Consider the following 25,581-nt stretch of genomic DNA (forward strand, 5'->3'; position numbering starts at 1 on the left):
GCCGTACGAGGATCAGAGTGGCTGGAGCCGGGTGCGCAGGAGGCAGAACTCGTTGCCTTCCGGGTCGGCCAGGACGTGCCAGCTCTCGTTGCCGGTCTGGCCGACGTCGGCGGGCCTGGCGCCGAGGGCGAGGAGCCGTTCCAGCTCGGCGTCCTGGTCGCGGTCTGTGGCGTTGACGTCGATGTGCAGCCGGAGCTTCCCGGTCCGGCACTCGCTGTTGGGGCTCAGGACGATCGTGGGCTGCGGGCCGCCGAAGCCGGCGCCGGGCGGCCCGATCTCGATGGACCCGTCGCTCTCCCGGCCGAGTTCGCCATAGCCGAGCACCTCGCTCCAGAACGCGGCGAGCCGCTCGGCGTCGGCGGCTTCGATGACCAGTTCGCTGATGCGGCATGCCATGGCGGCAGTGTAGGGAGCGGGGGCGCCTCGCGGGGTGCGGTGGAGGGCCTCAGGAGGTTCGTGTCACCGCCCCGGTGAGGTGCACGCGCCCGCTCCCGCTCTGCAGCGCGAAGGCGTTCCCGGCCGGGTCGGCGGCGTACGTCACGGTGGCGGGCAGCAGCACGGGAGCCCTGAAGTCGGCCCGTACGGAACGGATTTCACCGGGCTGCCCACCAGCCTCGGCCAGGCAGCGGGCCACCGTCCACATGCCGTGCGCGATGGCCCGGGGGAAGCCGAAGAGGCGGGCGGTCAGCGGGTGGAGGTGGATCGGATTACGGTCACCGGAGACGGCTCCGTACCGCCGCCCGAGATCACCGGGGAGCCGCCACTGGGTGACGGCGGGGAGCGCGGGGCCTCCGTCGGCCTCGCGGGTACCCCCGGCGGCTTTCGTCGCGTGCCGTGACAGATAGCCGCTGCGGGACTCCCACACCAGCGCCCCGTCCATCCGCGCCTCGGTCACCATCGTGACTTCGGTGCCGCGCCGGTGGGGCGTCAACTTCTCTGCGTAAAGCGTCAGTTCGAGCGCCTCGTCGGACTGTACCGGCCGTCGGGCGGCGATCTCGATCCAGGTGTGGACGAGCCCGACGACGGGGAGCGGGAAGCCCCGAGCGGTCATCAGCCGCATGGCGAGCGGGAAGGCCAGGACATGGGGGTACGTGAGCGGGAGCGGCCCGGATGCGGACCCGGGCCGGAGTGCGGATCGCTGGAAGCCGCAGATCCTGCGGTACGCGGCGAGAGGGCCGGGTGCGGCAGGGGCCGCCGGGAGGGTGAGGCGGTCGGTGGGCAGGGTGGCGCCCGGCCGGCCGGGGTGCTTGAACGGCGAGGTGACGGCCCCGCGGACGAGGGAGGCGCTCAGTCCGGTCACCGCGCTCACGCCCCCAGCAGGCTCTGGCCGCAGACCCGCAGCACCTGGCCGTTGACGGCGGTGGAGTCGGGCTGGGCGAACCAGGCGACGGCTTCGGCGACATCGACCGGAAGGCCGCCCTGGGAGAGGGAGTTCATACGGCGGCCCGCCTCGCGGATGAAGAGCGGCACGGCGGCCGTCATCTTCGTCTCGATGAAGCCGGGGGCGACCGCGTTGACGGTGACGCCGTGGTCGGCGGCGGCGCGCGGCCCGAGCGAGCGGACGAGCCCGATGATCCCGGCCTTGCTCGCGGCGTAGTTGGTCTGCCCGGTGTTGCCCGCGATGCCCGCGATGGAGGCCGTGGCGACGATCCGGCCGCCGCGCGTGATGACGCCCGCCTTGAGCAGCTCGTCGGTGGTGCGGAGCACGCTGTCCAGGTTGACCTCGATCACCGATGCCCAGCGGTCGGCGGGCATGTTGGCGAGGCGGCGGTCGCGGGTGATGCCCGCGTTGTGGACGAGGACGCCGAGCCCGTCGGGCGCCGCTGCGGCGATGCGGTCGGCGGCGTCGGGTGCGGTGATGTCCAGGGGGAGGGCTGTGGCGCCGAGCCGGTCTGCGGTGCGTTCCAGCTCCTCCCGCGACCCCGGCACGTCCAGGGCGATGACCTGTGCCCCGTCGCGGGCGAGCACCGAGGCGACGGCCGCGCCGATGCCCCGGGCGGCCCCGGTGACCAGGGCGGTGCGGCCGGTGAGCGGGGCGGCCCGGTCGGCGGCGGGGCCGGGGGCGGCGGTGGTGAGCTCGATGACCTGGCCGCTGACGTAGGCGGACCGGGGGGAGAGCAGGAAGCGGAGCGTGGACTCGGCCGCTCGGGCCGTTCCCCCGGCCGGAATCCGCACGAGCTGGACGGTGGAGCCGCGCCCGATCTCCTTGCCCAGCGAGCGGACGAACCCCTCCAGGGCCTGCTGGGCGGCGGCCTGGTGGTGGTCGTCGGGTGACGGCACCGTACCGAGGACGACGATCCGCCCGCCCGGGGTCAGGGAGCGTACGACGGGCTGCAGGGCGGCGTGGACGTCCCCGAGCCCGGCGGCGGTGGTGACCCCGGTGGCGTCGAGGACGATCGCGGCGGGCCGGTCGGTGTTGCCGACGACCGGGAGCCCGGCCCGGGAAAGCACCTCCGCCACCCCCGTGACCGCCGACGTCCCCGCCGTCAGGCGCAGCAGCGGCCCCTCCAGGTGCGGGGTCTCCAGGGTCCAGCGGCGCAGCGGGGCGGGCTGCGGCAGGCCGAGCCGACGGGTGAGGAAGCGGCCGGGTGCTGTGCCGGTGAGGTGCAGATAGCGATCGGCCATTGTCCTGGCTCCCTGCTCGGTCGTAGATTTACTCCAGAGTAAGGTTACTGAAGAGTCAGGAGCTGGTCGAGATGAACAATCCCGGACCGACCGAGACGAGATGGTCACCATGACGACGGAGCCCCGGTCCCGGCCGATCCCCCTCGCCCTGCCCCGCCCCCGCCGCGTCGCGGTCATCGGCGGCAGCCGTACCCCGTTTGCCCGCTCGGACGGCCCGTACGCGACCGCCTCCAACCAGGACCTGCTGACGGCCGCGCTCGGCGGACTGGTGGAGCGGTACGGCCTGGCGGGGGAGCGGGTGGGTGAGTTCGTGGCGGGCGCGGTCCTCAAGCACAGCCGCGACTTCAACCTGGCCCGCGAGACCGTCCTCGGCTCCGCGCTGGACCCGCGCACACCGGCGTACGACATCCAGCAGGCCTGCGGTACGGGCCTCCAGGCCGTGATCGCCGCCGCCAACAAGATCGCGCTGGGGGCCGTGGACTCGGCCGTCGCGGGCGGCTCCGACACCACGAGCGATGCCCCGCTCGGCGTCAACGACGAGCTGCGCCGCATCCTGCTGGCCGCCCGCCGCGCGAAGTCGACGGGCGCCCGCCTCAAGGCGCTGTCCGCCGTCCGCCCCCGCCACCTGGTCCCGGACGTCCCGCGCAACGCCGAACCCCGCACGGGCCTCTCCATGGGCGAACACGCGGCCCGTACCGCCCGCCGATGGTCGGTGACCCGCGAGGACCAGGACCGGCTGGCCGCCGCGAGCCACCAGCGCCTGGCGGCGGCGTACGAACGCGGCTTCCTGGACGACCTCGTCGTCCCGTACCGGGGCCTGACCCGCGACCAGAACCTCCGCCCCGCCTCCACGCCCGAGCAACTCGCCGGACTGAAGCCGGTGTTCGGCACGGACGACCCGGCGACCGCCACGATGACGGCGGGCAACTCCACCCCCCTCACGGACGGCGCGGCGACGGTGCTGCTGGCGAGCGAGGAGTGGGCCCAGGAGCGCGGCTTCGAGCCCCTGGCCTACCTCACCCTCTACGAGACGGCGGCGGTGGACTACGTGGACGGCGACGACGGCCTCCTCATGGCCCCGGCGTACGCGGTGCCGCGCCTGCTGGAGCGGGCCGGTCTGGGCATCGAGGACTTCGACCTCTACGAGATCCATGAGGCGTTCGCCTCCCAGGTGCTGGCCACCCTCGCCGCCTGGGAGAAGCAGGGCCTGTCCCCGCTGGACCGGACCCTGCTGAACGTGGCCGGCTCCTCGCTGGCCACCGGCCACCCCTTCGCCGCCACGGGCGCGCGGATCGTCGCAACGTTGGCCAAGCTGCTGGCGGAACGGGAGGCCCCGGGACGGGGGCTGATCTCGGTCTGCGCGGCGGGCGGCCAGGGTGTGACGGCAATCCTGGAACGCCCCTGACCGCTCCTTCTGTCACCCCTGCCGGACGGACGACCCGGCGACAAGACCCGCCCGACCCCCGCTACCGAGGAGCCGCACGTGTCAACGCCTTCATCCGCCCCCGTAACGACAACGCCCCCTGCTGCTGCGGTACTTGTGGAACCGACGAAGACGAGAGGCCCGGACGGCCGGGTCCGGGAGGTCTCCGTACCGGCGTTCGCGCCCCCGGTCCTGCGCGGCTCGCTGGCGGAGATCCCGTTCGACAACGCGCGGGAGGCCCCGTCCGATGCGGTGCTGAGCCGGAAGGACGTGGAGGGCGCCTGGTGGGACGTGAGCGCCGAGGAGTTCGCCGCCGAGGTACTGGCGGTGGCGAAGGGCCTGATGGCGGAGGGGCTGCGGGCGGGGGACCGGGTCGCGATCATGGCCCGTACGACGTACGAGTGGACGCTGCTGGACTTCGCGTCCTGGGCGGCCGGGCTGGTGACGGTCCCCATCTACCCCACCTCCTCCGCCTTCCAGGCCCGCTGGATCCTCCAGGACTCGGGCGCGGTGGCGTGCGCGGTGGAGACGAAGGAACAGGGCCGTCTGATCAGCCAGGAGCGCAAGCAGCTCGGCGACCTGGCGCACCTGTGGCAGTTCGACACGGGGGCGATCGGCCACCTCAAGTCCCTGGGCAAGGACATCCCCGACGCGGCCGTGGCGGCGCGCCGCGCAACGTTGGAACCCGACAGCCCCGCCACCCTCATCTACACCTCGGGAACGACGGGCCGCCCGAAGGGCTGTGTGCTCACCCACGGCAACTTCTTCGCCGAGGTGGACAACGCGATCGAGCTGCTGCACCCGGTCTTCAAGTCGGTGTCGAAGGACCCGGCCTCCACGCTCCTCTTCCTCCCGCTCTCGCACGTGTTCGGGAGGATGGTGGCGATCGGCTGCATGCGGGCGAGGGTCCGCCTGGGCCACGCCCCCTCCATCCAGACGGAGGACCTGCTGGCGGACCTGGCGGGCTTCCGCCCCACCTTCCTCCTGGCCATCCCGTACGTACTGGAGAAGGTCTACAACACGGGGAGGGCGACGGCGGAGAAGATGGGCCGGGCGTCGTCGTTCGACCGGGCGGCGCGCATAGCGCAGCGCTACGGCAAGGCACTTGAGGCCGCCGAACACGGCACGGGCCCCGGCCCCGGCTTCGGTCTGCGCGCGGCCCGCGCCCTGTACGACCCGCTGGTCTACCGCCGTATCCGGGCGGCGCTGGGCGGCAGGGTCCGCTACGTGATCTGCGGCGGCTCCCCGCTGGGCCGCCGGCTCGCCTCGTTCTACGAGGGCGCGGGCATCGGCATCTTCGAGGGGTACGGCCTGACGGAGACGACGGCGGCCCACACGGTGACCCCACCCCTCAAACCCCGCCTGGGCACGGTGGGTTGGCCGCTCCCCGGCACCTCGGTACGCATCGCGGACGACGGCGAGGTGCTGCTGCGGGGCGGCCAGGTGTTCCGGGGCTACTGGGACACGGAACGCGCGGAGCCGGTCCCGTACCTCCTCGACGGCGACTGGTTCCCCACGGGCGACCTGGGCGCGCTGGACGAGGACGGCTACCTGACGATCACGGGCCGCAAGAAGGACATCATCATCACGTCGGGCGGCAAGAACGTCACCCCCGCCCCCCTGGAGGACTGGCTCCGCGCGCACCCCCTGGTCAGCCAGTGCATGGTGGTCGGCGACAACCGCTCGTACATCACGGCCCTGATCACCCTGGAGCCGGACGGCCTGCACCACTGGCGCCAGATGGTGAAGAAACAGGACGTGCCGCTACGGGAGCTGGTCCACGACGAGGAGCTGCGCACGTCCTTGCAGAAGGCGGTGGACGAGGCGAACCGCCTGGTCTCGCGGGCGGAATCGATCCGGAAGTTCGTGGTGCTGCCGGTGGACTTCACGGAGGAACGGGGCCACTTGACGCCGTCGCTGAAGCTGAAGCGGGACGCGATCGCCCGGGACTTCACGGCGGAGATCGAGGGGCTGTACCGGCGGTGAGGGAGCTCGCCCGGCTACCCGTGGCCGGGGCGGGTTCCCGGAGCGGCCGGGCGTGGCGGACGCGATGGCAGGATGGGTGGGTGGATACGAATCGCCCATGGGCAGGACTGCATGGTGACCTGCTGGCAGCGAAGGCCTTGGTGTACGGCCCGAAGGGCTTCGTCTGCTCACAGCCGGTGCCCGAACCGGAGAGTGCCGAGTACGCAGCGCACCGCTTCACGCTGGACGGGCAGTCGGTCGCGTTCCGTGTGGCCAGGACCACCCCGACCAAGGCCGGCCAGTTCGTCACCTTGTGGCAGCGTTCCACAGAGGGCCCGATCCGGCCCTTCGACGCTGATGACGGGGTCGATCTCTTCGTCATCAGCAGTCGGGACAGCGGCCACTTCGGGCACTTCGTGTTCCCGTGGGAGGTGCTGTGCGAGCGCGGCGTCGTGTCCCGGAACGGGGCCGGCGGAAAGCGGGGGTTCCGCGTCTACCCCCCATGGGCGACCACGACCAGTCGTCAGGCCGGCAGCACCCAGGCATGGCAGGTGAACCACTTCCTGAGCCTCGGGGAGGAAGGGCCCGCCGACCTTGCGCGTGCCCAAGTTCTCTACCACCCGTAGCGCCCCGGAAGGAATGCGGACGACTTCCGTGATGACGTCGGCGAGCTGCCGACTCTCCGTCTGGGTCGGCAACGAGGCTCGGGGCTCAAGCCTCGGCCCCCGAGCTTCGGGGGCGGTCGGTTCGCTCTTTCGGGGGTACGGGGGTGGGGTCCCGGCCCGAAGCTCGGGTCCCGGGATGCGGGTGTCGGGATGCGAGGTTCGGGGGTCGAGCGCCTTCTTTAACCGGTAGGTAAGAGAAGTGGTTTGGGAAAACCTCCCCTACCTCCCTGCCCCCTCACGGCGAGCAAGTATGACTAATCGTGACAGCTTGCGGCACAGCGTCACCACTGCTTACGGTTCGAGAACCAATCGACCCCGACGCGGTGTAACAGCACCAGGCCGGGGTCTGACCGCAAGATCGTCAACCGAGAAAGCCGATCCCGTGGCTACCCAGCACACTAGCCCTGCTCTGCGCGCCCCCGCACGCTCCGCCGCGTACCCGATGGCCAAGCCCGGGTACGGCAAACGCTCCGCACCCGACCAACTTCCTCGTACGCGCGGAGACTTCGCTCTCCTGCCTGTGCGTGAGCGGTACGTTGCCGGGTTCGTCGACCATCTCCCCGAGGGTGCGGCGATGAGCGTGAAGCAGCTGGCCAAGCAGCTTCCGCTCTACGGGCAGCAGGCCATCAGCAGCGCCCTGACCGCCCTGTCCGTCGCCGGGCACCTGCGGCGTGTGCGGTGCGCGGTCGGCGCGGGAGACGAGACGCGGTGGGTGTTCCGCACCTTCTGGTCCCGCACCGCACACGACAACGAGTGGTGGCAGACCTACCTCGCCGCAGAGCACGCTGCCAACGCCGTGAGCCCCGCACCGGATGCCTCGGCCACTGACACGACTCCGCCGCCCTGGGTCCCGGCCGAGGAACCGCCGCCCGCGCCGGAGGACCCCGGTATGGAACAGGCGGCCCCCCAACCCACCGCTGTACCGCACCAACGCACCCCGGCCCAGGCGCCGGACGCAGAGCCCGCGCCTCTCGCCCCGGACACGGCCCCGGCAGCACCCCAGCCCTGCGAAGCCACCCCTTCCCCCGCCTACCTCGCCCTCGCCCGCCTCGGCCACGAGGACCACCGCCTCCCCCTCTCCGCCGACGACTGCGCAGACCTGGAACCACAGGCAGCGGAGTGGCTCGCGAGGGGCGTCAGCGTCGACTACCTGATCAGCGCCCTCACCGCAGGACTCCCCGCCCAGGTCGACACCCCCCTCGGATTCGTCCGCCGCCGCCTCACCGACAAGATCCCGCCCCGGATCCCCACGACCGCGAGCACTTCACCCGGCACCCCCGGCCCCGACCCAACTCGCCGCATCCTCATGGAATGCACCGACTGCGGCCGCCCCGGCCAACCAGAAGCCCTCCCCGACGGCCTCTGCCGCCCCTGCCGCACAACCCACCGACCCGACACCTACGACGCCCCGATCCACCCCACCGAAGCCGCCGACATCAAGGCACGCATGACCGACCTCCGCGGCCTCCTCAAATCCGTCTGAGGCCGATGGCTGCAGAACGGTCCCCGCGCACGCGGGGGATCATGGCTGCGTACCAGCCGCCGGAGGCACAGTGATGGGGGAATCATGGTCGCGTTCCACGCGTCCGCGCTGGACGGAGTCGCTCGCAACCCGGCGCTGCCGACACCCTTGCTGCTGCGCCTGCTCGCCTTCGACGGCGGCGGTGACGGCCCGCCCCGATACGCCCCGCAGCGGGCTGGACTCCCCGAGCCGGCCGTCGCGGTGATTCTGGCTCACCCGAACCCTGGCGCTCGGGTCGACTTCGCGATGAGCGAGTTGGCCGAGCCTGCGCAGCGGGCCCGGCTCGTGGACGACCCTTCTCCCAAGGTGCGGGCCGCTCTCGCGTACGGAGCCGAATGGGGCGACCCGCGTGCGACGGCCGCGCCGCTGCCGGACGACGTGTGCGCCCGCCTGCTCGACGACCCCGACCCTTCCGTACGGACGGCCCTGCTGGATTCACCCCATCTCGCGCCGTCGTTCGTGGCCTCCTTGGCCACGCACCACGATCCGGCAGCGCGCCGAATGGCGGCCCGCGCATGGGAGAGGCTGGCGCCGGACGAGCGGTCGGTGCTGCTGGCCGATCCCGACCCCGAGGTACGGCGGGCCGCCGCACTGGAGGGGTGCCGACGGGACGCACACCTCACCGCCGAACTCCTCCGCGATCCGCAGTCCGCCGGCGAGGCGCTGCGCCGCGGGCTTCTCCACCGTGCCGACGCCGAACGGCATGTCGCCGAGCGGACTCACCTGGCCGCCCTCGCCGAGAACCCGTCGCTGCCCGCAGACCTCGTGGAGCGCCTCGCCGTCGACCCCGACGAGGACGTACGGCTCGCGGTCTCCCTCAGGCCCGAGCTGGACGAGACGCGGCGCATGGCGATCGACTTCAGGGTCGGGGACCTCGACAGGGGCGACGGCGTGCACTGGGTACGGGAGGGGCTCGCCGACCCCGAGGCGCTGCGACGGGCCGCGAACTCCGCCCACCCGCTGCTCCGCCGCAGCGCCGCCCGGAGCCCCCACCTGCCGCCCGACCTGCTGCGCCTGCTCGCACGCGTCGAGGACCCGGTGGTGGAGAACTGCCTCGGCATCCACCATCCCGAAACCCCGGAGGAGGTCCTGATGCGTGTGTACGCACGGCTCGGCGGCACCTTCTCCGCCTGGATGGCGGAGACCCACCCCCGCTTTCCCCGAGAGGGCCTCGCCGCGCGCTACGCGGACCACCCGGACGGCAACTACCGACGGCTGGCCGTCCGGGACCCGGCCGCGACCCCCACGTTGATCGAACGCCTCAGCCATGACCCCACGGTCTGGACACGCCAGGCGGCGGCCGGCGACCCGCGCCTGCCCCTCCACCGGCTCCGCGAGGCACTCCATGTCCCCGAACTGGCCTCCAGCGCGGGTGCCAACCCGGCGCTCCCCGAGGACGAGATGGCCGCTGTCCTGAACCGGGCCGGCGTTCCCGCTTGAGCGATGTGGTCGTCATGAACGCGGAGCTTCAGCGCGCTCCGTACGATGCGGGCGTGATCTCTCAGATACCCGACGACACCCGTCGCCTTCTCCTCGTCGCCTGCGCCGTCACAGCTCTCGCCGCCGGAGCTCTCGGCGCGTTCGCCGCCCAATCCGTCCGGCCGAGCTGCAGCTACGTCGTGTTCTCCCTGGGGTCGGGGGCGGAACAGGAGGAGGCCGTGGAACGCGGATACTGGCAAGCCGTCGGATCCGGCGAGTGCGCCCCGCCCCACGCCCGCTGGCAGTTCTGGCGCGCCTGACAGGTGAGGGCCGCCGCCCCCCTCCCCAGCCCCCACGGCCACTACGCTGGCCGCGTGACCAGCCACGACAACGCCTACGCCGTCCACGTAAGTACCGACGCGATGCTCGAAGACCTCCGCGCGCTCGTCGAGATCGAGTCCCCGTCGCGCGATCTCGACGCCCTGGCCGCGTCCGCCGAAGCCGTCGCCACCGTCATCGAGAACCGCCTCGGCGGGCAGGCCGTGCTCATCGTGAACGAGGGCGGCACCCACGTGCACTGGGCCGGCGGTGGCGAGCCCCGCGTCCTGGTCCTCGGTCACCACGACACGGTGTTCCCGCTCGGCACCCTCGCCCGCCGCCCCTTCGCCGTAGCGGACGGCCATGCCACTGGGCCCGGTGTCTTCGACATGCTCGGCGGTCTCGTGCAGGCCGTCCACGGACTGTCGGCGCTCGGCGACCTCTCCGGCGTCGAGATCCTGGTGAGCGCCGACGAGGAGGTCGGCTCCTTCTCCTCCCGGGCCCTCATCGAGGAGCGGGCCCGTGCCTGTGGTGCAGTGCTCGTCTTCGAGGGGGCCGCTGACGGGGGAGCGCTGAAGACCGCGCGCAAGGGCTGCGGCGCGTTCCAGGTCTCCATCGCGGGCCGGGCCTCGCACGCCGGGCTGGAGCCGGAGGCGGGGGTCAATGCGCTGGTGGAAGCCGCGCATCAGGTGCTGGACATCGCCGCTCTCAGCCGGCCCGAGCTGGGGACGACGGTCACGCCGACCGTGGCGTCCGCCGGGACCCTGGAGAACGTCGTACCCGCCGAGGCCACCGTCGTTGTCGACGTCCGGGTCGAGTCGGGCGCGGAGAAGGAGCGTGTCGAAGCCGCCTTCGCCGCCCTGGCTCCCCATGTCGACGGGGCGCGGATCACCGTCGAGGGGTCCATCGGCCGGCCGCCCATGCCCGAGGCCGCCGCCTCTGAACTCTGCGCCCTGGCGATGCAGTTGATGTCCGGCATCGGGGCCGCGGCCGTCGGCGGCGGCAGCGACGGCAACTTCACCGCCGCTCTGGGTGTGCCGACGCTCGACGGTCTGGGGGCGGTCGGGGGCGGCGCCCATGCCGATCACGAGTACGTCGTCATCGACGCCATGGCCGAGCGCGCAGGCCTGGCGGCCGGGCTGGTGAAGGCCATCCAGCACGCGCCGCGGGCGTGAGTGAGGGCGGGCTTCCCACCTCGTCCGGAAACGCTCAGCTGGTGAAGTAGCCGGCGTCGAGCCCGATCCAGCCGGTGAGGCCGCGCGGATCGTAGATGTGCAGCGAGCCGTCGGTGAGGACCTCCCAGCGGACGGTGAGGGAGCCGTCGACACCGGCGCCGGTGGTCTGGCCGACCATGCCCTGGGTGCGGTTGGGGCGGATGTGCGGCGGGAGGGTGAGGATCTTCTCGCCGGTGGTCCACGGGGCCTTGTCGGTACGGGACAGCCGGAGGTGGAGGTCGATGCGGTTGCCGACCTGGCGGTACTGGGGAACGTAGTTGCTGGAGTTGGGGGTGTAGACGGCGGTGTCGTACTCCAGGGTGGTCCACGGGACGTGGTCGCCCGTGCCGTCGGTGGTGCTGGTGATGCCATAGAGGGCCATGCGGCGCGGTCCTGGTTCTTGAGTGGCGAAGCCGAAGACGAGTTGTGGCCCGTCGGGCGTCCGGCGGACGGTGATGGATTCGGTCTCGCGGTGGGACAGGCCGAGAGCCGTGGTGTTGAAGCGTCGCTCGATCATCAGGCCGGTGGTGACGTCGTAGACGTTCCACCAGGAATTGCCGGGTGAGGGGTTGGTCGGGCCGTAGGCGCTGCCCTCGTTCTGATGGACGAGATCCCCGTACAGGCACCAGGCCTGGGTGCGGTACAGGGACGGGAAGCGGTACAGCGGGGTGAAGTCGCGGCGCTTGAAGGCGGCAAGGTCGTAGACGCGGTACTCCGCACCGTCGCCCGACCCGTGGCGTACCCCGATCCGACCGTGATCCATGTCCAGGGACGGGGTGACGCCGGAGGAGCCCGGGACGGGGTCGAACACCTCGATGTCCGGGCTCCCCGCGTCGACGACGGCGCTGGGGATGAACGCGATACGGCCGATGCGCTTGCCGTAGGCGAAGCCGCTGCCGACGGGGGTGGCGTCGGTCTCCAGCCAGAGGTGGGGCCGGCCGTCGGTGTGCTCGACGCCGAGTCCGCCGCCGTGGCCGACGCCCCTCAGGTACATGGCGGCACGGACAGTGCCGTCGGGAGTGACCTCGCTGATGCAGAGATCACCCCGGCGGTCGCGCTCGGCACCGGGTACGGGGGCGCTTTCGTCGGCGAGTTGGCGGCCGTCACTGATGATCTGGGTGACGTAGGCCAGGCCGGTCACCGGGTCGAAGGCGACCTGCTGATGCACTCTGCTCTGGGTGAGCCGGAGCTCCCTGCCGAACAGATCGAGGGGTTCGGCCCGCAGGTCGAACCTGTGCTGCGCGTGCATGCCGCTGCTGAGCCGCTGCCCGGCGACGGGGGCGGTTGCCGGATCAGTTGCCGGAGCGGCTGCCTGGGCGGTTCCGCCGGGGGCGATGACCGGGGCGGCGGCTGCGGCGGCTGCGGCGGTCAGGACGGTGCGGCGAGTCAGCGACATGGCGGGAGAGCCTCGTTGACCTGCTGCGACGCCGTGACGGAGGCGCCCCCTGCCGTCGTGGGGCCGACAACGGCGACCGTGGCCACCGTCACCTTCAACGAGCCGCGGCACGGTATGCGGGCGGGACGAACGGGCATCGGCGCACAAGCCCCCTTCCAAGATCATCTGATGTGCGAAGTCGTAATTTTTGCATACCGAAGGAGAGGGCCCGGGGTGAGTTCCTGGCCTCCGACACGCCCATGAGGCGGACGGGCGAAAATGAATACCGCACCGGCCGCGAAAGGCGGAGACTCGCCCCATGGCTGACATGGAGGCGTTCCGCGAGGCGGTCACCGCATGGGCGGCCGGTGGGCCCGGCGACCCCGCCCGTGAGCTGGCCGAACAGCTCCCCTTACGGACCGCCGTCCTCCTCGAAGGCCCGAGCGACGCCGCCGCGGTCAACGCGCTGGCCGAGAGCCGCGGCCGGGACCTCGCCGCCGAGGGTGTCTGCGTCCTCCCCATGGGCGGCGCGATGAGCGTCGCCCGCTTCGCCGGTCTCCTCGGGCCCTCCGGACTGGGCATCCGCCTCACGGGACTCTGCGACGAGCGGGAGCGCGGCTTCTACGAGCGGGGGTGGGAGCGGGCCGGTGCGGGGGCGGAGCAGGAGTTCTTCGTCTGCGTGGCCGACCTGGAGGAGGAGCTCATCCGCACCCTCGGCGTGACACGGGTGGAGGCGCTCGTCCAGGCGGAGGGCGACCTGCGCGCGCTCCAGATCTTCCTGCGCCAGCCCGCGCAGCAAGGCCGGTCCCCGCGGCAGCAGTTGCGGCGCTTCCTGGGTACGAAGAAGGGGCGCAAGATCCATTACGGCCGCGCCCTCGTCGAAGCCCTGGACCCCGACCGGGTCCCCGCCCCGCTCGACGACCTGCTCGCCTGCCTCTGAAGCCGACTCCGAAGCTGAGGCATCCAAGGCACGGGGTCTGTCCGCGCGGCTCGGAGTACGGCACTCTGGAGTCCGTTCAACTCGCGTAGATTCCACGGCACTTCGCACACCCCGCACCCCACTGCCCGGTTGTCGACCCGGAGGATTCCCCCACCCATGCGCCGCGCTCCCCGAATGCGTACCCGCGCTCGTACGCGTACGAGTCTCCTCGCCCTGCTGGCACTCCTCGGCGGGCTGCTCACCGTCGCCGCCACCGCGTCCCCGGCCTCCGCCGCGCCCAACTTCAAGGCGCCCTACGCCTGCGGCCAGCAGTGGACCTACAGCCACCACTCCGCCGAGGTCAGACGGGCTCTCGACTTCGTCCGCACCGACGGCGGCGCCACCGCCGGCTCCCCGGTCCTCGCCTCCGCCCCCGGCACGGCCTACCGTCACTCCCAGCCCAGCGGCGCGGGCAACTACATCTCCATCGACCACGGCGGCGGCTGGCAGACCTACTACTTCCACCTCAACGCCTTCTCCGTCGCCAACGGGGCCCAGGTCGGCCAGGGCCGGCAGATCGGCACCACCGGATCGACCGGCAACAGCTCCGGCGCCCACATCCACTACGAGCAACTGCTCAACGGCGTCGGCCAGAACATCGTCATCAACGGCCAGTCGCTCAGCCCCTACCCGGGCTCGTACTACAACAAGTACCTGACGAGCGACAACGGTTGTGGTGGCGGTCCCGGCAAGTACTGGGTCGACACCTTCGCCAGCGCCACCGGCTACGCCGCCCCCAACACCGCCGATGCGCAGGGGATCCTCAACGCCGGTACGAACTACGTCTATTGCAAGGTGTGGGGAGCCCGTGTGGGTACGGCGACCCAGTTCAACCACTGGTGGCTGCGTACCGACCTGGACAGCGTCTACGCGGGCAAGAACGGGCGAAACGCCTACGTCTCCGCCTACTACCTCTCCCGCTGGGGCAACGACGAGGCCCGCGACAACAACGGCACGGTGATCCCGAACTGCTGACCGCACCCCCCATGACCCCGTGCATGAGCTCGGCCGAACGAGAGCGCTCCGCTCGTGACAGCTTTGCTCCCTGTTACGGCGTGCGCTACCAGGTGTCGATCACGGCCGCGTCGAACGTGTTCGTCGCCTCCGAGAACGCCTTTCGCCGTTTGCGTGACGTGCGGGATCTTGCGGCAGCGGGCACGCTCGCTGGAGACGAGGCGTACTCAGGGGGCCGGGCTGAGTACGAGGCGGCGCTAGAAGGACTCCGGGATGCCATGCGACTCGATCTGGGAGCCGATCGGTGCCATCATCCGCTCCGTCGCCCTGCGCATGGTCCGCAGACTGGCTGACCGGCCCCAGTCGGTCAGCGCTCTGACATCGGTCGTTCATATGGTGGAGAACGACGAGACCGAATTGGCCATGGGCGACATCGGTTTGCTGATTCAGTTCTACCAATTCCCTGTCCTCCGAGCGGAGTACGAGGACCTCGTCCTCGCCGCACAACAGCTCGACTCCCTCGACTCCCTCGACTCGCTCACCGACACCGGAATCGGGCAACTCGTCGTCGACGGATAGACGGGCGACGAAGGTGAGCGGTGGCGGCGCTCTGTGCTGACGGACCCGTCGGTGCGGTGTCCTCAGCGGCGGCAGGCGGTCGGAAGCACGGCAAGAACGTCCACGTCCTCACCGACCGGGCAGGGCACCTGTGCCTGCCTCGGCCGGCTCGCACCGAGGGTGAGAGCCAGCAGCTCCAGGACCTCGCAGGCCCGCAGGCAGGTCTCCTCTTCCGCCGCCGGCATGCCCACGACCGGTGCGGGGGACAGCTCCAGGTCCTGGACCGGTCGCGCCAGGTACAGCGACCGGTCGTCCGTCCCGTCCCACCGCCGGTCACGGCGGATCCCGTCGTACACGAACACGGCGGATTGCCGCGGGTCCTGGAGCGCTCGCACCGCGCCCAGGCCACGCCCACGCTGCAGCAGGCCCTCGGTGGAGTCGGGGTGGGCGTAGGGCGTTTCGTACTCGTCGCTCATCACCCCGTACCCTACCTGCCCCGGTCGACGGCCCGCCAGCCGATAGGGGCCGGGCAAGGGCCCCCGCTCGCAGGCGCCCCCGCCTCCTCACTCGAAGAACTTCAGGCTCCACCCCGTGTCCGTGTTCGGCCCCGGAACGTTGGCCCGCGAGTACGTCGTGTTCCCCCACCACGCGAACGTCCCCGTGTACCAGTGGCGGTTGGCCCAGGAGTACGGAGTGCCCTTCGGGACCGCGTGGAACATCGACGGGAACCTCGGGCCCGCCGGCGGGCTCGTGTCGATGTCCCCGTGCAGCAGCACGAACGTGTGGTGGCCGGGGCCGTTCACGTGCAGCGTCGGGTCCCAACCCGCCATCATCGTCGCCCGGTCGGAGCCGAACAGGCAGCCGTTCGACTTGTACCAGTCCCATACGTGCGTCGGGTCGCCGCCCGCCCGCAGCCGCAGGTCCGCCAGGCAGTACTGCTCGCTCCAGCTTCCGTTGGCGGAGTACACGATGTGCAGCTGCCCGTTCGGGTCCTTGATGGCCTCCGGGCTCTCGTTGATGAACGGGTTGCCCGCCACCCGTTCCCAGCTCTCGCGCGGCTGCGAGATGACGTACCGGGCGCCGGTGGGCCGGGTGGGGCTGCTCATGCGGGCGATGTAGAGGTTCTGCTCCACGTTCGTGTCGCCCGCCCAGCCCGACCAGACGAACCAGCGCTGCCCGCCGAAGGTGAACAGGGTGCCGTCGATGGCCCATTTGCCGTCCGGCAGGGCGAGTTGCGTCTCGGCGCCGTAGCCGCTGTCCGGGGTGGCGGAGCTGATCGCGAACATCCGGTGCGCCGCGCCGACACCGGCCGTGAAGTAGATGTAGTACCGGCCGCCGTCCATCACGATCTCCGGGGCCCAGACCTCACCCCGGCCGCGGGTGTCCGACCAGACCTGGCGGGCGGGGGCCGTGGCGAGGCCGTCCGTCGATGACGCCTGCCGTACGGCGATGCCTCCGCCGGTCGACTGGACGGCGACGTACGTGCCGCCCACCCTCAGCACGCTGGGGTCGGCCGCCCGCAGGCTCGTCTGTCCCTGCGGTGCCGCCTCCCGGGCCGGCGGCGCACCCTGGGCGGTGTCGGGGGAGGACAGGAACAGGGTGGCGGTGAGGGCGGCGGCCAACGCCAGGGCGCCGAGGCCGGAAGAGCGGCGGAACAGTCTCATGGGCGGCTCGCTCCCGGGTGTGCCTCCGGTGGGTGATGCCCGGTCGGGGTCGGGTGAGCGGGGAGGCTGTGGGGGTGGGTGACCCTGCCCGGTGCGCCCGTCCCGGTGGGGATTTATATCGATGGAAGAGCGCTCTCACAGCATCCCGGCGGGCCCTGGGGCTGTCAACGAGCCGCGCAGGCAGCGTTCGTGGAGCCTCAGTGCGGCCAGATCGGCGGGTCCGTGACGAAGTGGCCGCCCACGCCCGCGTGCGCCGGGTCGGCGGGGTCCAGTTCGCCGTGCTCGGCCACCAGCTTCGCCGCGTACGGCTCCGAGTCGTCCTGCGGGTCGTAGCCGAGCGCGCGCGCCGTCGTCAGGTCCCACCACAGGCGGGTGTTGGCGGACGAGCCGTAGACCACCGTGTGGCCGACCGCCTCGGCGGTCAGCGCCGCGTGGAAGAGCCGCGCGCCGTCGGAGGGGCTCATCCAGACCGACAGCATCCTTACGGAGGTGGGCTCCGGGAAGCAGGAGCCGATCCGGACCGAGACCGTCTCCAGGGCGTGCTTGTCCCAGTAGAGCTGGGCCAGGTCCTCGCCGAAGGACTTCGACAGGCCGTAGAAGGTGTCCGGGCGGCGCGGGGTGCCGACGGGGATCAGCGGGTCGCCGGGTTCCGGGCGCGGGGTGTAGCCGATCGCGTGGTTCGAGGAGGCGAACACGATGCGGCCGACGCCCTCCTCGCGCGCGGCCTCGTAGAGGTTGTACGTGCCCTCGATGTTCGCGCGCAGGATCTTGTCGAAGGTCGATTCCAGGGAGATGCCTGCCAGGTGGATCACCGCGTCCACCCCGCGTACGGCCTCGCGCAGCGCCTTCCGGTCGGACAGGTCGGCGGTGATCGCGTCCGGTTCGCCCTCGACCGGGGCCAGGTCGAGGAGGCGCAGCTCATACCCGTACGCGGGCAGCAGGGCCCGCATCAGGGTGCCGAGGCCGCCTGCGGCGCCGGTCAGCAGGACGGTGCGGGGCGTGGGCATAGGGGATCTCCTCGGTGCGGACGCCGGCGTCGGCGCGGCTGCCGGTGTCGGCGTGGACGCTGACACGGGCGGGGCGCGTTCGGGGCGTGTACGGGGGTCGGCGGACGCGTGCCGACGGGCGGTCAGGGGGCTCTCCCGGGACGGGAGAGGGCTGCCCGCCGCACCCCGCGCTTCAAACTCGTGGATCGCATTCACATGCGTGGACAAGCTAAGGAGCCCGGGCGGCTACGTCAAGAGCCCTGCACGCACCGCAAGTTCTTCGGTCCGAAGCGTTGACGAAACATTCCGAGCGGCTCTAGCTTCATCGCGTCGTACTTCGTACGTCATATATGAGACGCGATACGCGAGATGTGAGAGCCCGCCACCCATGACCTTCGCCCCTGCCCCGATCCCGTCCCGGACCCAGTACGTGCTGGAGGCCATCAAGCACGCCATCCTCACCGCGCAGCTGAGACCGGGGCAGGCGCTGGTGGAGACGGAACTCGCCGCGCAGTTCGGGGTGTCGAAGACTCCCGTGCGCGAGGCGCTCAAGACCCTCGCGGGTACGGGGCTCGTGGTGATGAGCCAGTACAAGGGCGTCACCGTGCGGCTCGTCGACGCGACCATGGCCCGGGAGGTGTACGACGTACGCCTCCTGCTGGAACCGGAGGCGCTGCGCCGGTCCATCAACCGGAAGGCCTCGCTGGAGGCGGCCCAGGAAGCGCTGGAGCGCGCCGACCTGGCGGAGGACACGGCGGACAGGTCGCTGGCCAACCGGGACTTCCACCGGGCCCTGTACCTGCCCTGCGGCAACCCCCTGCTCTCCCGGATGCTCGACGAGGTCCGCGACCAGGCGGCCCTCGTGTCGACCGTGGCCTGGTCGGCGGTCCCGTCCTGGGAGCGCGAGGCGGCCGAGCACCGCGAGATCCTGCGGCTCGCCCTGGCCGACGACGCGGAGGCCGCCGCGGGGGCTCTGCACCACCACATCGCATCGTTCGTACGCCGCGCCTTCCCCGACGACGAAGACGGGGGTGGCACCGCGTGAACCGTCTGCTGGAAACGCACCACCAGCACCTCGACGAAAGGCCGGTCCGCATGGACTTCTCCGAGCTGAAGGCGGCCCTCGCGGACGTTGTGGCGATCCCGGTGACCCCGTTCGCCGAGGACGGCACCATCGACACCGCGACCCACCGCGTCCTGACGCGCAGGCTGCTCGACGGCGGTGTCCGCATCGTCACCCCGAACGGCAACACCGGGGAGTTCTACGCGCTCACCCCCGACGAGCGGCGCCTGGTCACCGAGCTGACCGTGGAGGAGGCCGCCGGGCGTGCCACCGTCCTGGTGGGCGTCGGCCACGACGTGCCGACCGCCGTGGCCGCCGCCGAGCACGCCGCCGGAGCCGGAGCGGCGATGGTGATGGTCCACCAGCCGGTCCACCCGTACATCGCGCAGGAGGGGTGGGTCGACTACCACCGGGCGATCGCCGAGGCCGTTCCGGAGCTGGGCGTCGTCCCGTACATCCGCAACCCGCAGCTCGCGGGCGAGCGGCTCGCCGAACTCGCCGACGCCTGCCCCAACGTCATCGGCGTGAAGTACGCCGTCCCCGACGCGGCCCGCTTCGGAGCCTTCGCCCGGGACGCCGGACTGGAGCGGTTCGTCTGGGTCGCCGGTCTCGCCGAGCTCTACGCCCCCTCCTACTTCGCCACCGGTGCCACCGGCTTCACCTCCGGACTCGTCAACGTCGCCCCGGGCGTATCCCTCGACATGCTGGAAGCGCTGCGCGCCGGGGACTACGTGGCGGCGATGAAGGTCTGGGAGCGCATCCGCCGCTTCGAGGAGCTCCGCGCCGAGGAGCAGTCCGCCAACAACGTCACCGTCATCAAGGAGGCCCTCTCCGCCCTGGGCCTCTGCCGCCGCGACGTACGCGCACCGAGCCGGGTCCTGCCCGAGGCCCGGCGCGCGGAGGTCGCCGGGCAGATAGCCGAGTGGTCCCTGTGACGGACGACCGGAGGGCGGTCCGCATCGTGCCCGAGGAGCTGCGGAGCCACCAGTGGTACGGCACCGACGGCCTGCGCTCCTTCAGCCACCGGGCCCGCACCCGCCAGCTCGGCTACCTCCCCGAGGAGCACCTGGGCAAGCCCGTCATCGCGGTCCTCAACACCTGGTCCGACATCAACCCCTGCCACTCCCACCTGCGCGACCGCGCACAGGCGGTCAAGCGGGGGGTCTGGCAGGCGGGCGGGTTCCCGCTGGAGTTCCCGGTCTCCACGCTCTCGGAGACCTTCCAGAAGCCGACCCCGATGCTCTACCGCAACCTGCTGGCGATGGAGACCGAGGAGCTGCTGCGCTCCTACCCGGTCGACGGGGCCGTGCTGCTGGGCGGCTGCGACAAGTCGACGCCCGCGCTGCTGATGGGCGCCGCCTCCGCCGACCTGCCCACCGTCTTCGTGCCCGCCGGGCCGATGCTGCCGGGGCACTGGCGCAACGAGGTCCTCGGCTCCGGCACGGACATGTGGAAGTACTGGGACGAGCGGCGCGCCGGCCTCATCGGCGACTGCGAGATGGGTGAGCTGGAGAACGGCCTCGCCCGCTCCGCCGGACACTGCATGACGATGGGCACCGCCTCCACCCTGACGGCTGCCGCCGAGGTGCTGGGTGTCACGCTGCCGGGCGCCTCCTCCATCCCGGCCGTCGACTCCGGGCACGAGCGGATGGCGGCCGCCTCGGGGCTGCGGATCGTCGAACTCGTATGGCAGCAGCGGACGTTGTCGCAGATTCTCACCGCCGAGGCGTACGAGGACGCCGTCGCCACCGTCCTCGCGCTCGGCGGCTCCACCAACGCCGTGATCCACCTGATCGCCATGGCGGGCCGGTCCGGCGTCAAGCTCACCCTCGACGACTTCGACCGGATCGCCCGTACGGTGCCCGTCCTCGCCGACCTCCGCCCCGGCGGGCGGTACTTGATGGAGGACTTCCACTTCGCGGGCGGGCTGCCCGGCTTCCTGGGCCGGCTCACCGACGTGCTTCATCTGGACCGGCCCACGGTCGCGCACACCACCCTGCGCGAACAGCTCGACGGGGCGGCCGTCCACAACGCCGACGTCATCCGGGAGCGTACGGACCCGCTGGCCGAGGAGGGCGGGGTGGCGGTCCTGCGCGGCAACCTCTGCCCGGACGGCGCGGTCATCAAGCACATCGCGGCCGAGCCGCACCTGCTGCGCCACACCGGGCCCGCCGTCGTCTTCGACGACTACCAGGAGCTCCAGCGCACGATCAACGACCCGGCCCTGGGCATCACCCCCGACCATGTGCTCGTCCTCCGCAACGCCGGGCCCCAGGGCGGCCCCGGCATGCCCGAGTACGGCATGCTGCCGATCCCGGACTACCTGCTGAAGCAGGGTGTACGGGACATGGTGCGGATCTCCGACGCCCGGATGAGCGGAACCAGTTACGGGGCGTGCGTCCTGCACATCGCACCCGAGTCCTTCGTCGGCGGGCCGCTCGCCCTGGTCCGCACCGGCGACCCGATCACGCTGGACGTCGAGGCCCGGCTCCTGCGGCTCGACGTCGACGACGAGGAGCTGGAGCGGCGCAGGGCCTCCTGGACCCGGCCGCCCGCCCGCTACGGACGCGGGTACGGGGCGCTGTACCAGGAGCAGATCACCCAGGCCGACACCGGATGCGACTTCGCGTTCCTGGCCCGGGAGGGAGAAGTGCCCGACCCGTACGCGGGGTGAGCCGAGCCCGTGTCCGTACGCGGGGTGAGCCGAGTCCCGTGTCCGTACGCCGGGTGAGCCGAGCCCCGATCCCTTACGCGGGGTGAGCCCGGCGGGAGCCGCCCCGCCCTCCACCCCGTACCCCGTACTCCGCAGCCCCCAGGCCGGCCCAGGGCCGTATAGCAAGCGCTTTCACAAACGGCCCCCGCACACCCCCCCCAGCAGGCACCGCACATCCAGCACACCCCGCACTTCCCAGAGATCGGAGACGCGTCATGGCCCAATCCGCAGCCGTGGCCACACCGCCGCCCAAGGCGCCCCGGCGCCGGCCGGTGAGCCCTCGCCGCTTGCCGTATCTGCTGATCGCGCCCGCGGGCCTGCTGATGCTGGGCTTCATCGCCTATCCGGTGATCAGTGTCTTCTACTACAGCCTGCAGAACTACAACGTCACCAAGCCGTGGCGGAACGGTTTCGCCGGGCTCGACAACTTCCGGCGGATCTTCACCGAGGACGACCAGTTCTGGCCGACCCTCGGCTTCAGCGCCCAGTGGGTCTTCACCCAGGTCACGCTGCAACTCGTCCTCGGCCTCGCGCTCGCCCTGATCGTCAACCAGACCTTCATCGGGCGCGGCATCTCCCGGGCCATGGTCTTCTCGCCTTGGGCCGTCTCCGGTGTGCTGACCAGCACGATCTGGATCCTGCTCTACAACTCCTCGACCGGCTTCAGCCGTTACCTCGCGGACGCCGGGATCGGCGAGTACGGCACCTCGGTGCTGTCGGACACCGGAACCGTCTTCTGGGCGGCCACCGTCACCGAACTCTGGCGCGGTGTACCCTTCTTCGCGATCCTCATCCTCGCCGACCTCCAGTCCGTCTCCAAGGAGCTGTACGAGGCGGCGTCGGTCGACGGGGCGGGCCGGCTGCGGCAGTTCTTCCACATCACGCTGCCGCACCTGCGGGACGCGATCATCCTCGCCACCCTGCTGCGCGGCGTCTGGGAGTTCAACAACGTCGACCTGCTCTACACCCTCACCGGCGGCGGGCCCGCCGGTGAGACCACCACCCTGCCGCTCCACGTCGCCAACACCGGCATCGAGGGCCACGACTTCGGGTACGCCTCCGCGCTCACCACCGTCGCGTTCGTGATCCTCCTCTTCTGTTCCATCGTGTATCTGCGCCTGAGCAAGTTCGGAGGCGATCACAAGTGACCGTCGTACTCACGGAGAAGAGCGGCACCGCCCAGCGGTCCGCCGGCCACAGCACTCCGCCGCCCTCCTCGCGCCGCCGCCCCGGACGTGAGCGCGCCTTCGACGACGTACCGCGCTGGCAGATCTATCTGCCGCTCGGCCTCTACCTGCTGTTCACGCTCATCCCGTTCTACTGGATGCTGCTCTTCGCCGTACGGCCCGCCGGTTCCACCTCGCTGGTGCCCTGGCCGATGACCGGGCAGCACTTCTCCAAGGTCTGGAACGAGCGGAGCTTCGCCGTCTTCTTCCAGAACAGCATGATCGTCGGCGTCGCCACCCTCGTCGCCACGACGCTGGTCGCCCTCGCGGGCGGCTACGCCCTGGCCCGGTTCGACTTCAGGATCAAGGGCGCGTTCATGCTGGCGCTGCTCTGCTCGCAGTTCATCCCGGGCGCCCTCATGCTCGTGCCGCTCTTCGAGATCTTCCGGAACCTCCAGATGATCAACTCGCTGGGCAGCGTCGTCATCGCGGAGACGGTCTTCCAGCTCCCCCTGTCGATCATCCTGATCAGCGGGTTCATCAAGAACGTCCCGGTCTCCCTGGAGGAGGCCGCCTGGGTCGACGGCTGCTCGCGCTTCACCGCCTTCCGCACGGTCGTGCTGCCGCTGCTGCGCCCCGGGCTGATCGCGGTCGGCTCCTTCGCCTTCGTGCACAGCTGGAACCACTTCCTGTTCGCCCTGATGTTCCTGAGCGAGCAGGACAAGCAGACGATCCCGGTCGGCCTCAACACCCTGATCGGCGCGGACAGCGTGGACCTGGGGGCGCTCGCCGCGGGCGGTGTCATCGCCGCGGTCCCCGTAGTGATCGTCTTCGCCTTCATCCAGAAGTGGCTCATCACGGGCTTCAGCGCCGGTGCGGTGAAGGGATGACCAGGGACATGGCCACCCCGGCCCCGGACATGACAGCCCCCGGCCCCGTTCCCGTGGTCCTGGCCGGTGCCCGCGGGCACGGCCGGTGGCACCTCGCCAACCTGCGCCGGCTCCAGGACCGGGGCCGGGTCAGGCTGGCCGGCGTCTGCGAACTGGAGCCGCTGACCGCCGGGGAACTCGCCGGCGCCGGCTTCCACGACGAGGAGCCGCCCGCGCAGTCCGACGACTTCGGGGCGCTCCTCGACTCCACCGGAGCCCGGATCGCCGTCATCTGCACCCCCATCCAGACCCACACCGGCCTGGCCCTCACCGCCGCAGCGCGCGGTGTCCACCTCCTGCTGGAGAAGCCGCCCGCCGCGACCTGGGCCGACCACGCGCGGATGACAGCCGGCGTCGAAGGCGCGGGTGTCGCCTGCCAGGTGGGGTTCCAGTCGTTCGGGTCGCACGCCCTGCCCGCCATCCGCGACCTCGTACGGACCGGAGCCATCGGGAACGTCACCGGCATCGGGGCCGCCGGGGCGTGGGTCCGCGACGACGCCTACTTCCGGCGGGCGCCCTGGGCCGGGCGGCGCAGGCTCGGCTCCACGGACGTGGTCGACGGCGTCCTCACCAACCCGCTGGCGCACGCCGTGGCCACCGCGCTCGACCTCGCCTGCCGGGGCCGGGCCGAGGACCTCCGCTCCATCGAGACCGAGCTGTTCCGGGCCCACCACATCGAGGCGGACGACACCAGCAGCGTCCGGATCACCACCACCGGCGGCCTGCCCGTCACCGTCGCCGTCACCCTCTGCGCCGAACAGGCCGGGGAGCCGTACGTCATCGTGCACGGCGAGCGGGGCCGGATCACCTTCTGGTACAAGCAGGACCGGGTCCTGGTCCAGCGCGCCGGGCACGGCCCCGAGGAGACCGTCCACGGGCGGACCGACCTCCTGGAGAACCTCGTCGACCACCTGGAGCGGGGGACGCCGCTCCTGGCGCCGCCCGCGTGCACCGGCGCGTTCATGCGGGTCGTCGAGGCCGTACGTACGGCCCCCGAGCCCGCCCCGCTGCCCGCCGGCGCCTGGGAGACCCGGTACGACGGGCCCGGCGGGGGCCCGCGGCGGGTCGTGCCCGGGATCGACGCCCTGGTCGCCTCCGGGGCCGAGTCCCTCGCCCTCTTCTCCGAGCTGGGCGCCCCCTGGGCCCGGGTGAGTGAGGGGGCCACCCCATGACCCACCACCCCACGGACCCGTTCCCCGACCTCCCCGCCACCCTGACCTGCGGCACCGCCACCGTCGCCCACTACGGCTACGGGCCCGGCGCGGACGACCGCCCCCGCCTCCACCCCGTCACCACCCTGGGCGGGATCACCGTCACCGAGGAGCGCCCGGCCGACCACCTCCACCACCTGGGCGTCTCGGTCGCCGTCCCCGATGTGGCCGGGTACAACTTCTGGGGCGGCCGCACCTTCGTACGGGGCCGGGGCCCCACCGCGCTCGACAACCACGGCGTCCAGCGCCACCTCGCCCGGCCGCACCGCAGCCCTGACGGCTTCACCCAGGAGCTCGGGTGGGAGGCGGCAGGCGTGGAACTCCTGCGCGAGCACCGCACGGTGACCGCCACCCGAATCGCCTCCACCGCCTGGGAGCTGGACCTCTCCTTCGTGCTCACCAACCACGGGGGCGGGGACCTCTCCATCGGCAGCCCCGCCACCAACGGGCGTCCCGGTGCCGGGTACGGCGGGTTCTTCTGGCGCGCCCCCAAGGAGGCCGCGCCGCCCGCCGTGTTCAGCGCCACGGGTGAGGGCGAGAGCGAGGTCCACGGCCGCGCCGCCGACTGGCTGGCCCTCGCCGGGGACGGCTGGACCCTCGTCTTCGTGGGGGCGACCGAGGAGACCCGGCGCGACCCGTGGTTCGTGCGCACCACCGAGTACCCGGGCGTCGGCTCCTCCCTCGCGGCGCACGAGCGGCTGCCCGTACCCGCCGGGGGATCCGTCGTACGCCGGATCATCACCGTCGTCTCCGACGGCAGGCTGGACCGGGAGACCGCGGCCGGGTACGCGCGCCGGGCGGTGGCCCGGTGAGCGGGCCCGGGCCGGGCGGT

At 71.8% G+C, this 25,581-nt stretch carries 24 protein-coding genes; 17 read left to right on the plus strand and 7 right to left on the minus strand.

What is annotated here, in order from left to right; all coding sequences use genetic code 11:
- Window positions 1-12: 12 nt before the first annotated feature.
- From ACK8N7_RS21140 to ACK8N7_RS21150, 3 genes are read right to left on the minus strand one after another with little or no spacing between them, the layout of a single operon-like run.
- Complete coding sequence (locus ACK8N7_RS21140; protein WP_403212788.1) at window positions 13-396, minus strand: VOC family protein; 384 nt, start codon at window positions 394-396, stop codon at window positions 13-15.
- 49 nt (window positions 397-445) lie between these two features.
- Window positions 446-1,300: a MaoC/PaaZ C-terminal domain-containing protein gene (locus ACK8N7_RS21145; RefSeq protein WP_500445802.1), complete on the minus strand. Its 855-nt coding sequence runs from the start codon at window positions 1,298-1,300 to the stop codon at window positions 446-448.
- Between the two features lie 5 nt (window positions 1,301-1,305).
- Entirely contained in the window at window positions 1,306-2,625 is a 1,320-nt protein-coding gene (locus tag ACK8N7_RS21150; RefSeq protein WP_500443686.1) for a 3-oxoacyl-ACP reductase, read from the minus strand.
- 100 nt (window positions 2,626-2,725) lie between these two features.
- Here ACK8N7_RS21150 and ACK8N7_RS21155 point away from each other — a divergent pair, with 100 nt between their 5' ends.
- The 7 genes from ACK8N7_RS21155 to ACK8N7_RS21185 all read left to right on the plus strand — a co-directional run bounded on the left by ACK8N7_RS21155 (window position 2,726) and on the right by ACK8N7_RS21185 (window position 11,112).
- Complete coding sequence (locus tag ACK8N7_RS21155) at window positions 2,726-4,030, plus strand: acetyl-CoA C-acetyltransferase (protein WP_403212785.1); 1,305 nt, start codon at window positions 2,726-2,728, stop codon at window positions 4,028-4,030.
- Between the two features lie 78 nt (window positions 4,031-4,108).
- A complete protein-coding gene (locus tag ACK8N7_RS21160) occupies window positions 4,109-6,034 on the plus strand; it encodes an AMP-dependent synthetase/ligase (RefSeq protein ID WP_403212783.1) in 1,926 nt (641 codons plus the stop codon).
- A gap of 80 nt (window positions 6,035-6,114) precedes the next feature.
- Window positions 6,115-6,639: a MepB family protein gene (locus ACK8N7_RS21165; protein ID WP_403212781.1), complete on the plus strand. Its 525-nt coding sequence runs from the start codon at window positions 6,115-6,117 to the stop codon at window positions 6,637-6,639.
- Between the two features lie 481 nt (window positions 6,640-7,120).
- Window positions 7,121-8,161 carry a MarR family transcriptional regulator gene (locus tag ACK8N7_RS21170; RefSeq protein ID WP_403212904.1) on the plus strand — a complete coding sequence of 347 codons (1,041 nt, stop codon included), beginning with the start codon at window positions 7,121-7,123 and terminating at the stop codon, window positions 8,159-8,161.
- Between the two features lie 84 nt (window positions 8,162-8,245).
- Window positions 8,246-9,640, plus strand: a complete 1,395-nt coding sequence (locus ACK8N7_RS21175; protein ID WP_500443688.1) for a Mucin-2 — start codon at window positions 8,246-8,248, stop codon at window positions 9,638-9,640.
- 53 nt (window positions 9,641-9,693) lie between these two features.
- Window positions 9,694-9,939 (plus strand): hypothetical protein, encoded by a 246-nt coding sequence (locus tag ACK8N7_RS21180; protein WP_403212777.1) that lies wholly within the window; start codon window positions 9,694-9,696, stop codon window positions 9,937-9,939.
- Between the two features lie 102 nt (window positions 9,940-10,041).
- Window positions 10,042-11,112 (plus strand): M20/M25/M40 family metallo-hydrolase, encoded by a 1,071-nt coding sequence (locus ACK8N7_RS21185; RefSeq protein ID WP_500445804.1) that lies wholly within the window; start codon window positions 10,042-10,044, stop codon window positions 11,110-11,112.
- 34 nt (window positions 11,113-11,146) lie between these two features.
- On the opposite strand, the gene ACK8N7_RS21190 is transcribed toward ACK8N7_RS21185, so the two are convergent.
- Window positions 11,147-12,547 (minus strand): signaling protein, encoded by a 1,401-nt coding sequence (locus ACK8N7_RS21190; RefSeq protein WP_500443690.1) that lies wholly within the window; start codon window positions 12,545-12,547, stop codon window positions 11,147-11,149.
- Between the two features lie 298 nt (window positions 12,548-12,845).
- On the opposite strand from ACK8N7_RS21190, the gene ACK8N7_RS21195 reads away from it, so the two are divergent.
- The 3 genes from ACK8N7_RS21195 to ACK8N7_RS21205 all read left to right on the plus strand — a co-directional run bounded on the left by ACK8N7_RS21195 (window position 12,846) and on the right by ACK8N7_RS21205 (window position 15,038).
- Window positions 12,846-13,466, plus strand: a complete 621-nt coding sequence (locus ACK8N7_RS21195; RefSeq protein ID WP_500443691.1) for a TOPRIM nucleotidyl transferase/hydrolase domain-containing protein — start codon at window positions 12,846-12,848, stop codon at window positions 13,464-13,466.
- Window positions 13,467-13,640: 174 nt separating this feature from the next.
- Window positions 13,641-14,480: a M23 family metallopeptidase gene (locus ACK8N7_RS21200; protein WP_500443693.1), complete on the plus strand. Its 840-nt coding sequence runs from the start codon at window positions 13,641-13,643 to the stop codon at window positions 14,478-14,480.
- 252 nt (window positions 14,481-14,732) lie between these two features.
- The gene (locus ACK8N7_RS21205) at window positions 14,733-15,038 is read left to right on the plus strand and encodes a hypothetical protein (protein ID WP_500443694.1); all 306 of its coding nucleotides are present in this window, start codon (window positions 14,733-14,735) and stop codon (window positions 15,036-15,038) included.
- Window positions 15,039-15,100: 62 nt separating this feature from the next.
- Here the strand turns inward: ACK8N7_RS21205 and ACK8N7_RS21210 are convergent, their stop codons facing one another.
- From ACK8N7_RS21210 to ACK8N7_RS21220, 3 genes are all read right to left on the minus strand, one after another.
- Complete coding sequence (locus tag ACK8N7_RS21210) at window positions 15,101-15,493, minus strand: hypothetical protein (protein WP_403212769.1); 393 nt, start codon at window positions 15,491-15,493, stop codon at window positions 15,101-15,103.
- An 87-nt stretch (window positions 15,494-15,580) separates the two neighbouring features.
- Window positions 15,581-16,681, minus strand: a complete 1,101-nt coding sequence (locus tag ACK8N7_RS21215) for a glycoside hydrolase family 43 protein (RefSeq protein ID WP_500443696.1) — start codon at window positions 16,679-16,681, stop codon at window positions 15,581-15,583.
- 197 nt (window positions 16,682-16,878) lie between these two features.
- Window positions 16,879-17,688: an NAD-dependent epimerase/dehydratase family protein gene (locus ACK8N7_RS21220; RefSeq protein WP_403212765.1), complete on the minus strand. Its 810-nt coding sequence runs from the start codon at window positions 17,686-17,688 to the stop codon at window positions 16,879-16,881.
- A 367-nt stretch (window positions 17,689-18,055) separates the two neighbouring features.
- On the opposite strand from ACK8N7_RS21220, the gene ACK8N7_RS21225 reads away from it, so the two are divergent.
- The 7 genes from ACK8N7_RS21225 (at window position 18,056) to ACK8N7_RS21255 (ending at window position 25,561) form a co-directional block, all read left to right on the plus strand.
- Complete coding sequence (locus ACK8N7_RS21225) at window positions 18,056-18,712, plus strand: GntR family transcriptional regulator (protein ID WP_015609218.1); 657 nt, start codon at window positions 18,056-18,058, stop codon at window positions 18,710-18,712.
- A gap of 50 nt (window positions 18,713-18,762) precedes the next feature.
- Window positions 18,763-19,665, plus strand: coding sequence for a dihydrodipicolinate synthase family protein (locus ACK8N7_RS21230; protein WP_403212898.1), 903 nt, complete (start codon window positions 18,763-18,765; stop codon window positions 19,663-19,665).
- A complete protein-coding gene (araD, locus tag ACK8N7_RS21235; protein ID WP_500443699.1) occupies window positions 19,662-21,404 on the plus strand; it encodes an L-arabinonate dehydratase in 1,743 nt (580 codons plus the stop codon). The genes ACK8N7_RS21230 and araD overlap by 4 nt, the downstream gene beginning before the upstream one ends.
- Before the next feature lie 254 nt (window positions 21,405-21,658).
- Entirely contained in the window at window positions 21,659-22,591 is a 933-nt protein-coding gene (locus ACK8N7_RS21240; RefSeq protein WP_403212761.1) for a carbohydrate ABC transporter permease, read from the plus strand.
- On the plus strand, window positions 22,588-23,499 hold the full coding sequence (locus ACK8N7_RS21245; RefSeq protein ID WP_403212759.1) for a carbohydrate ABC transporter permease: 912 nt from the start codon (window positions 22,588-22,590) through the stop codon (window positions 23,497-23,499). Before ACK8N7_RS21240 ends, ACK8N7_RS21245 begins: the two co-directional genes overlap by 4 nt.
- On the plus strand, window positions 23,496-24,710 hold the full coding sequence (locus ACK8N7_RS21250) for a Gfo/Idh/MocA family protein (protein WP_403212757.1): 1,215 nt from the start codon (window positions 23,496-23,498) through the stop codon (window positions 24,708-24,710). The genes ACK8N7_RS21245 and ACK8N7_RS21250 overlap by 4 nt, the downstream gene beginning before the upstream one ends.
- Entirely contained in the window at window positions 24,707-25,561 is an 855-nt protein-coding gene (locus ACK8N7_RS21255; RefSeq protein ID WP_500443702.1) for a DUF6807 domain-containing protein, read from the plus strand. Before ACK8N7_RS21250 ends, ACK8N7_RS21255 begins: the two co-directional genes overlap by 4 nt.
- The last annotated feature ends 20 nt before the right edge of the window (window positions 25,562-25,581 follow it).

Origin of the sequence: Streptomyces griseobrunneus, assembly GCF_046713465.1 — a bacterium.
Taxonomy (GTDB): domain Bacteria; phylum Actinomycetota; class Actinomycetes; order Streptomycetales; family Streptomycetaceae; genus Streptomyces; species Streptomyces microflavus.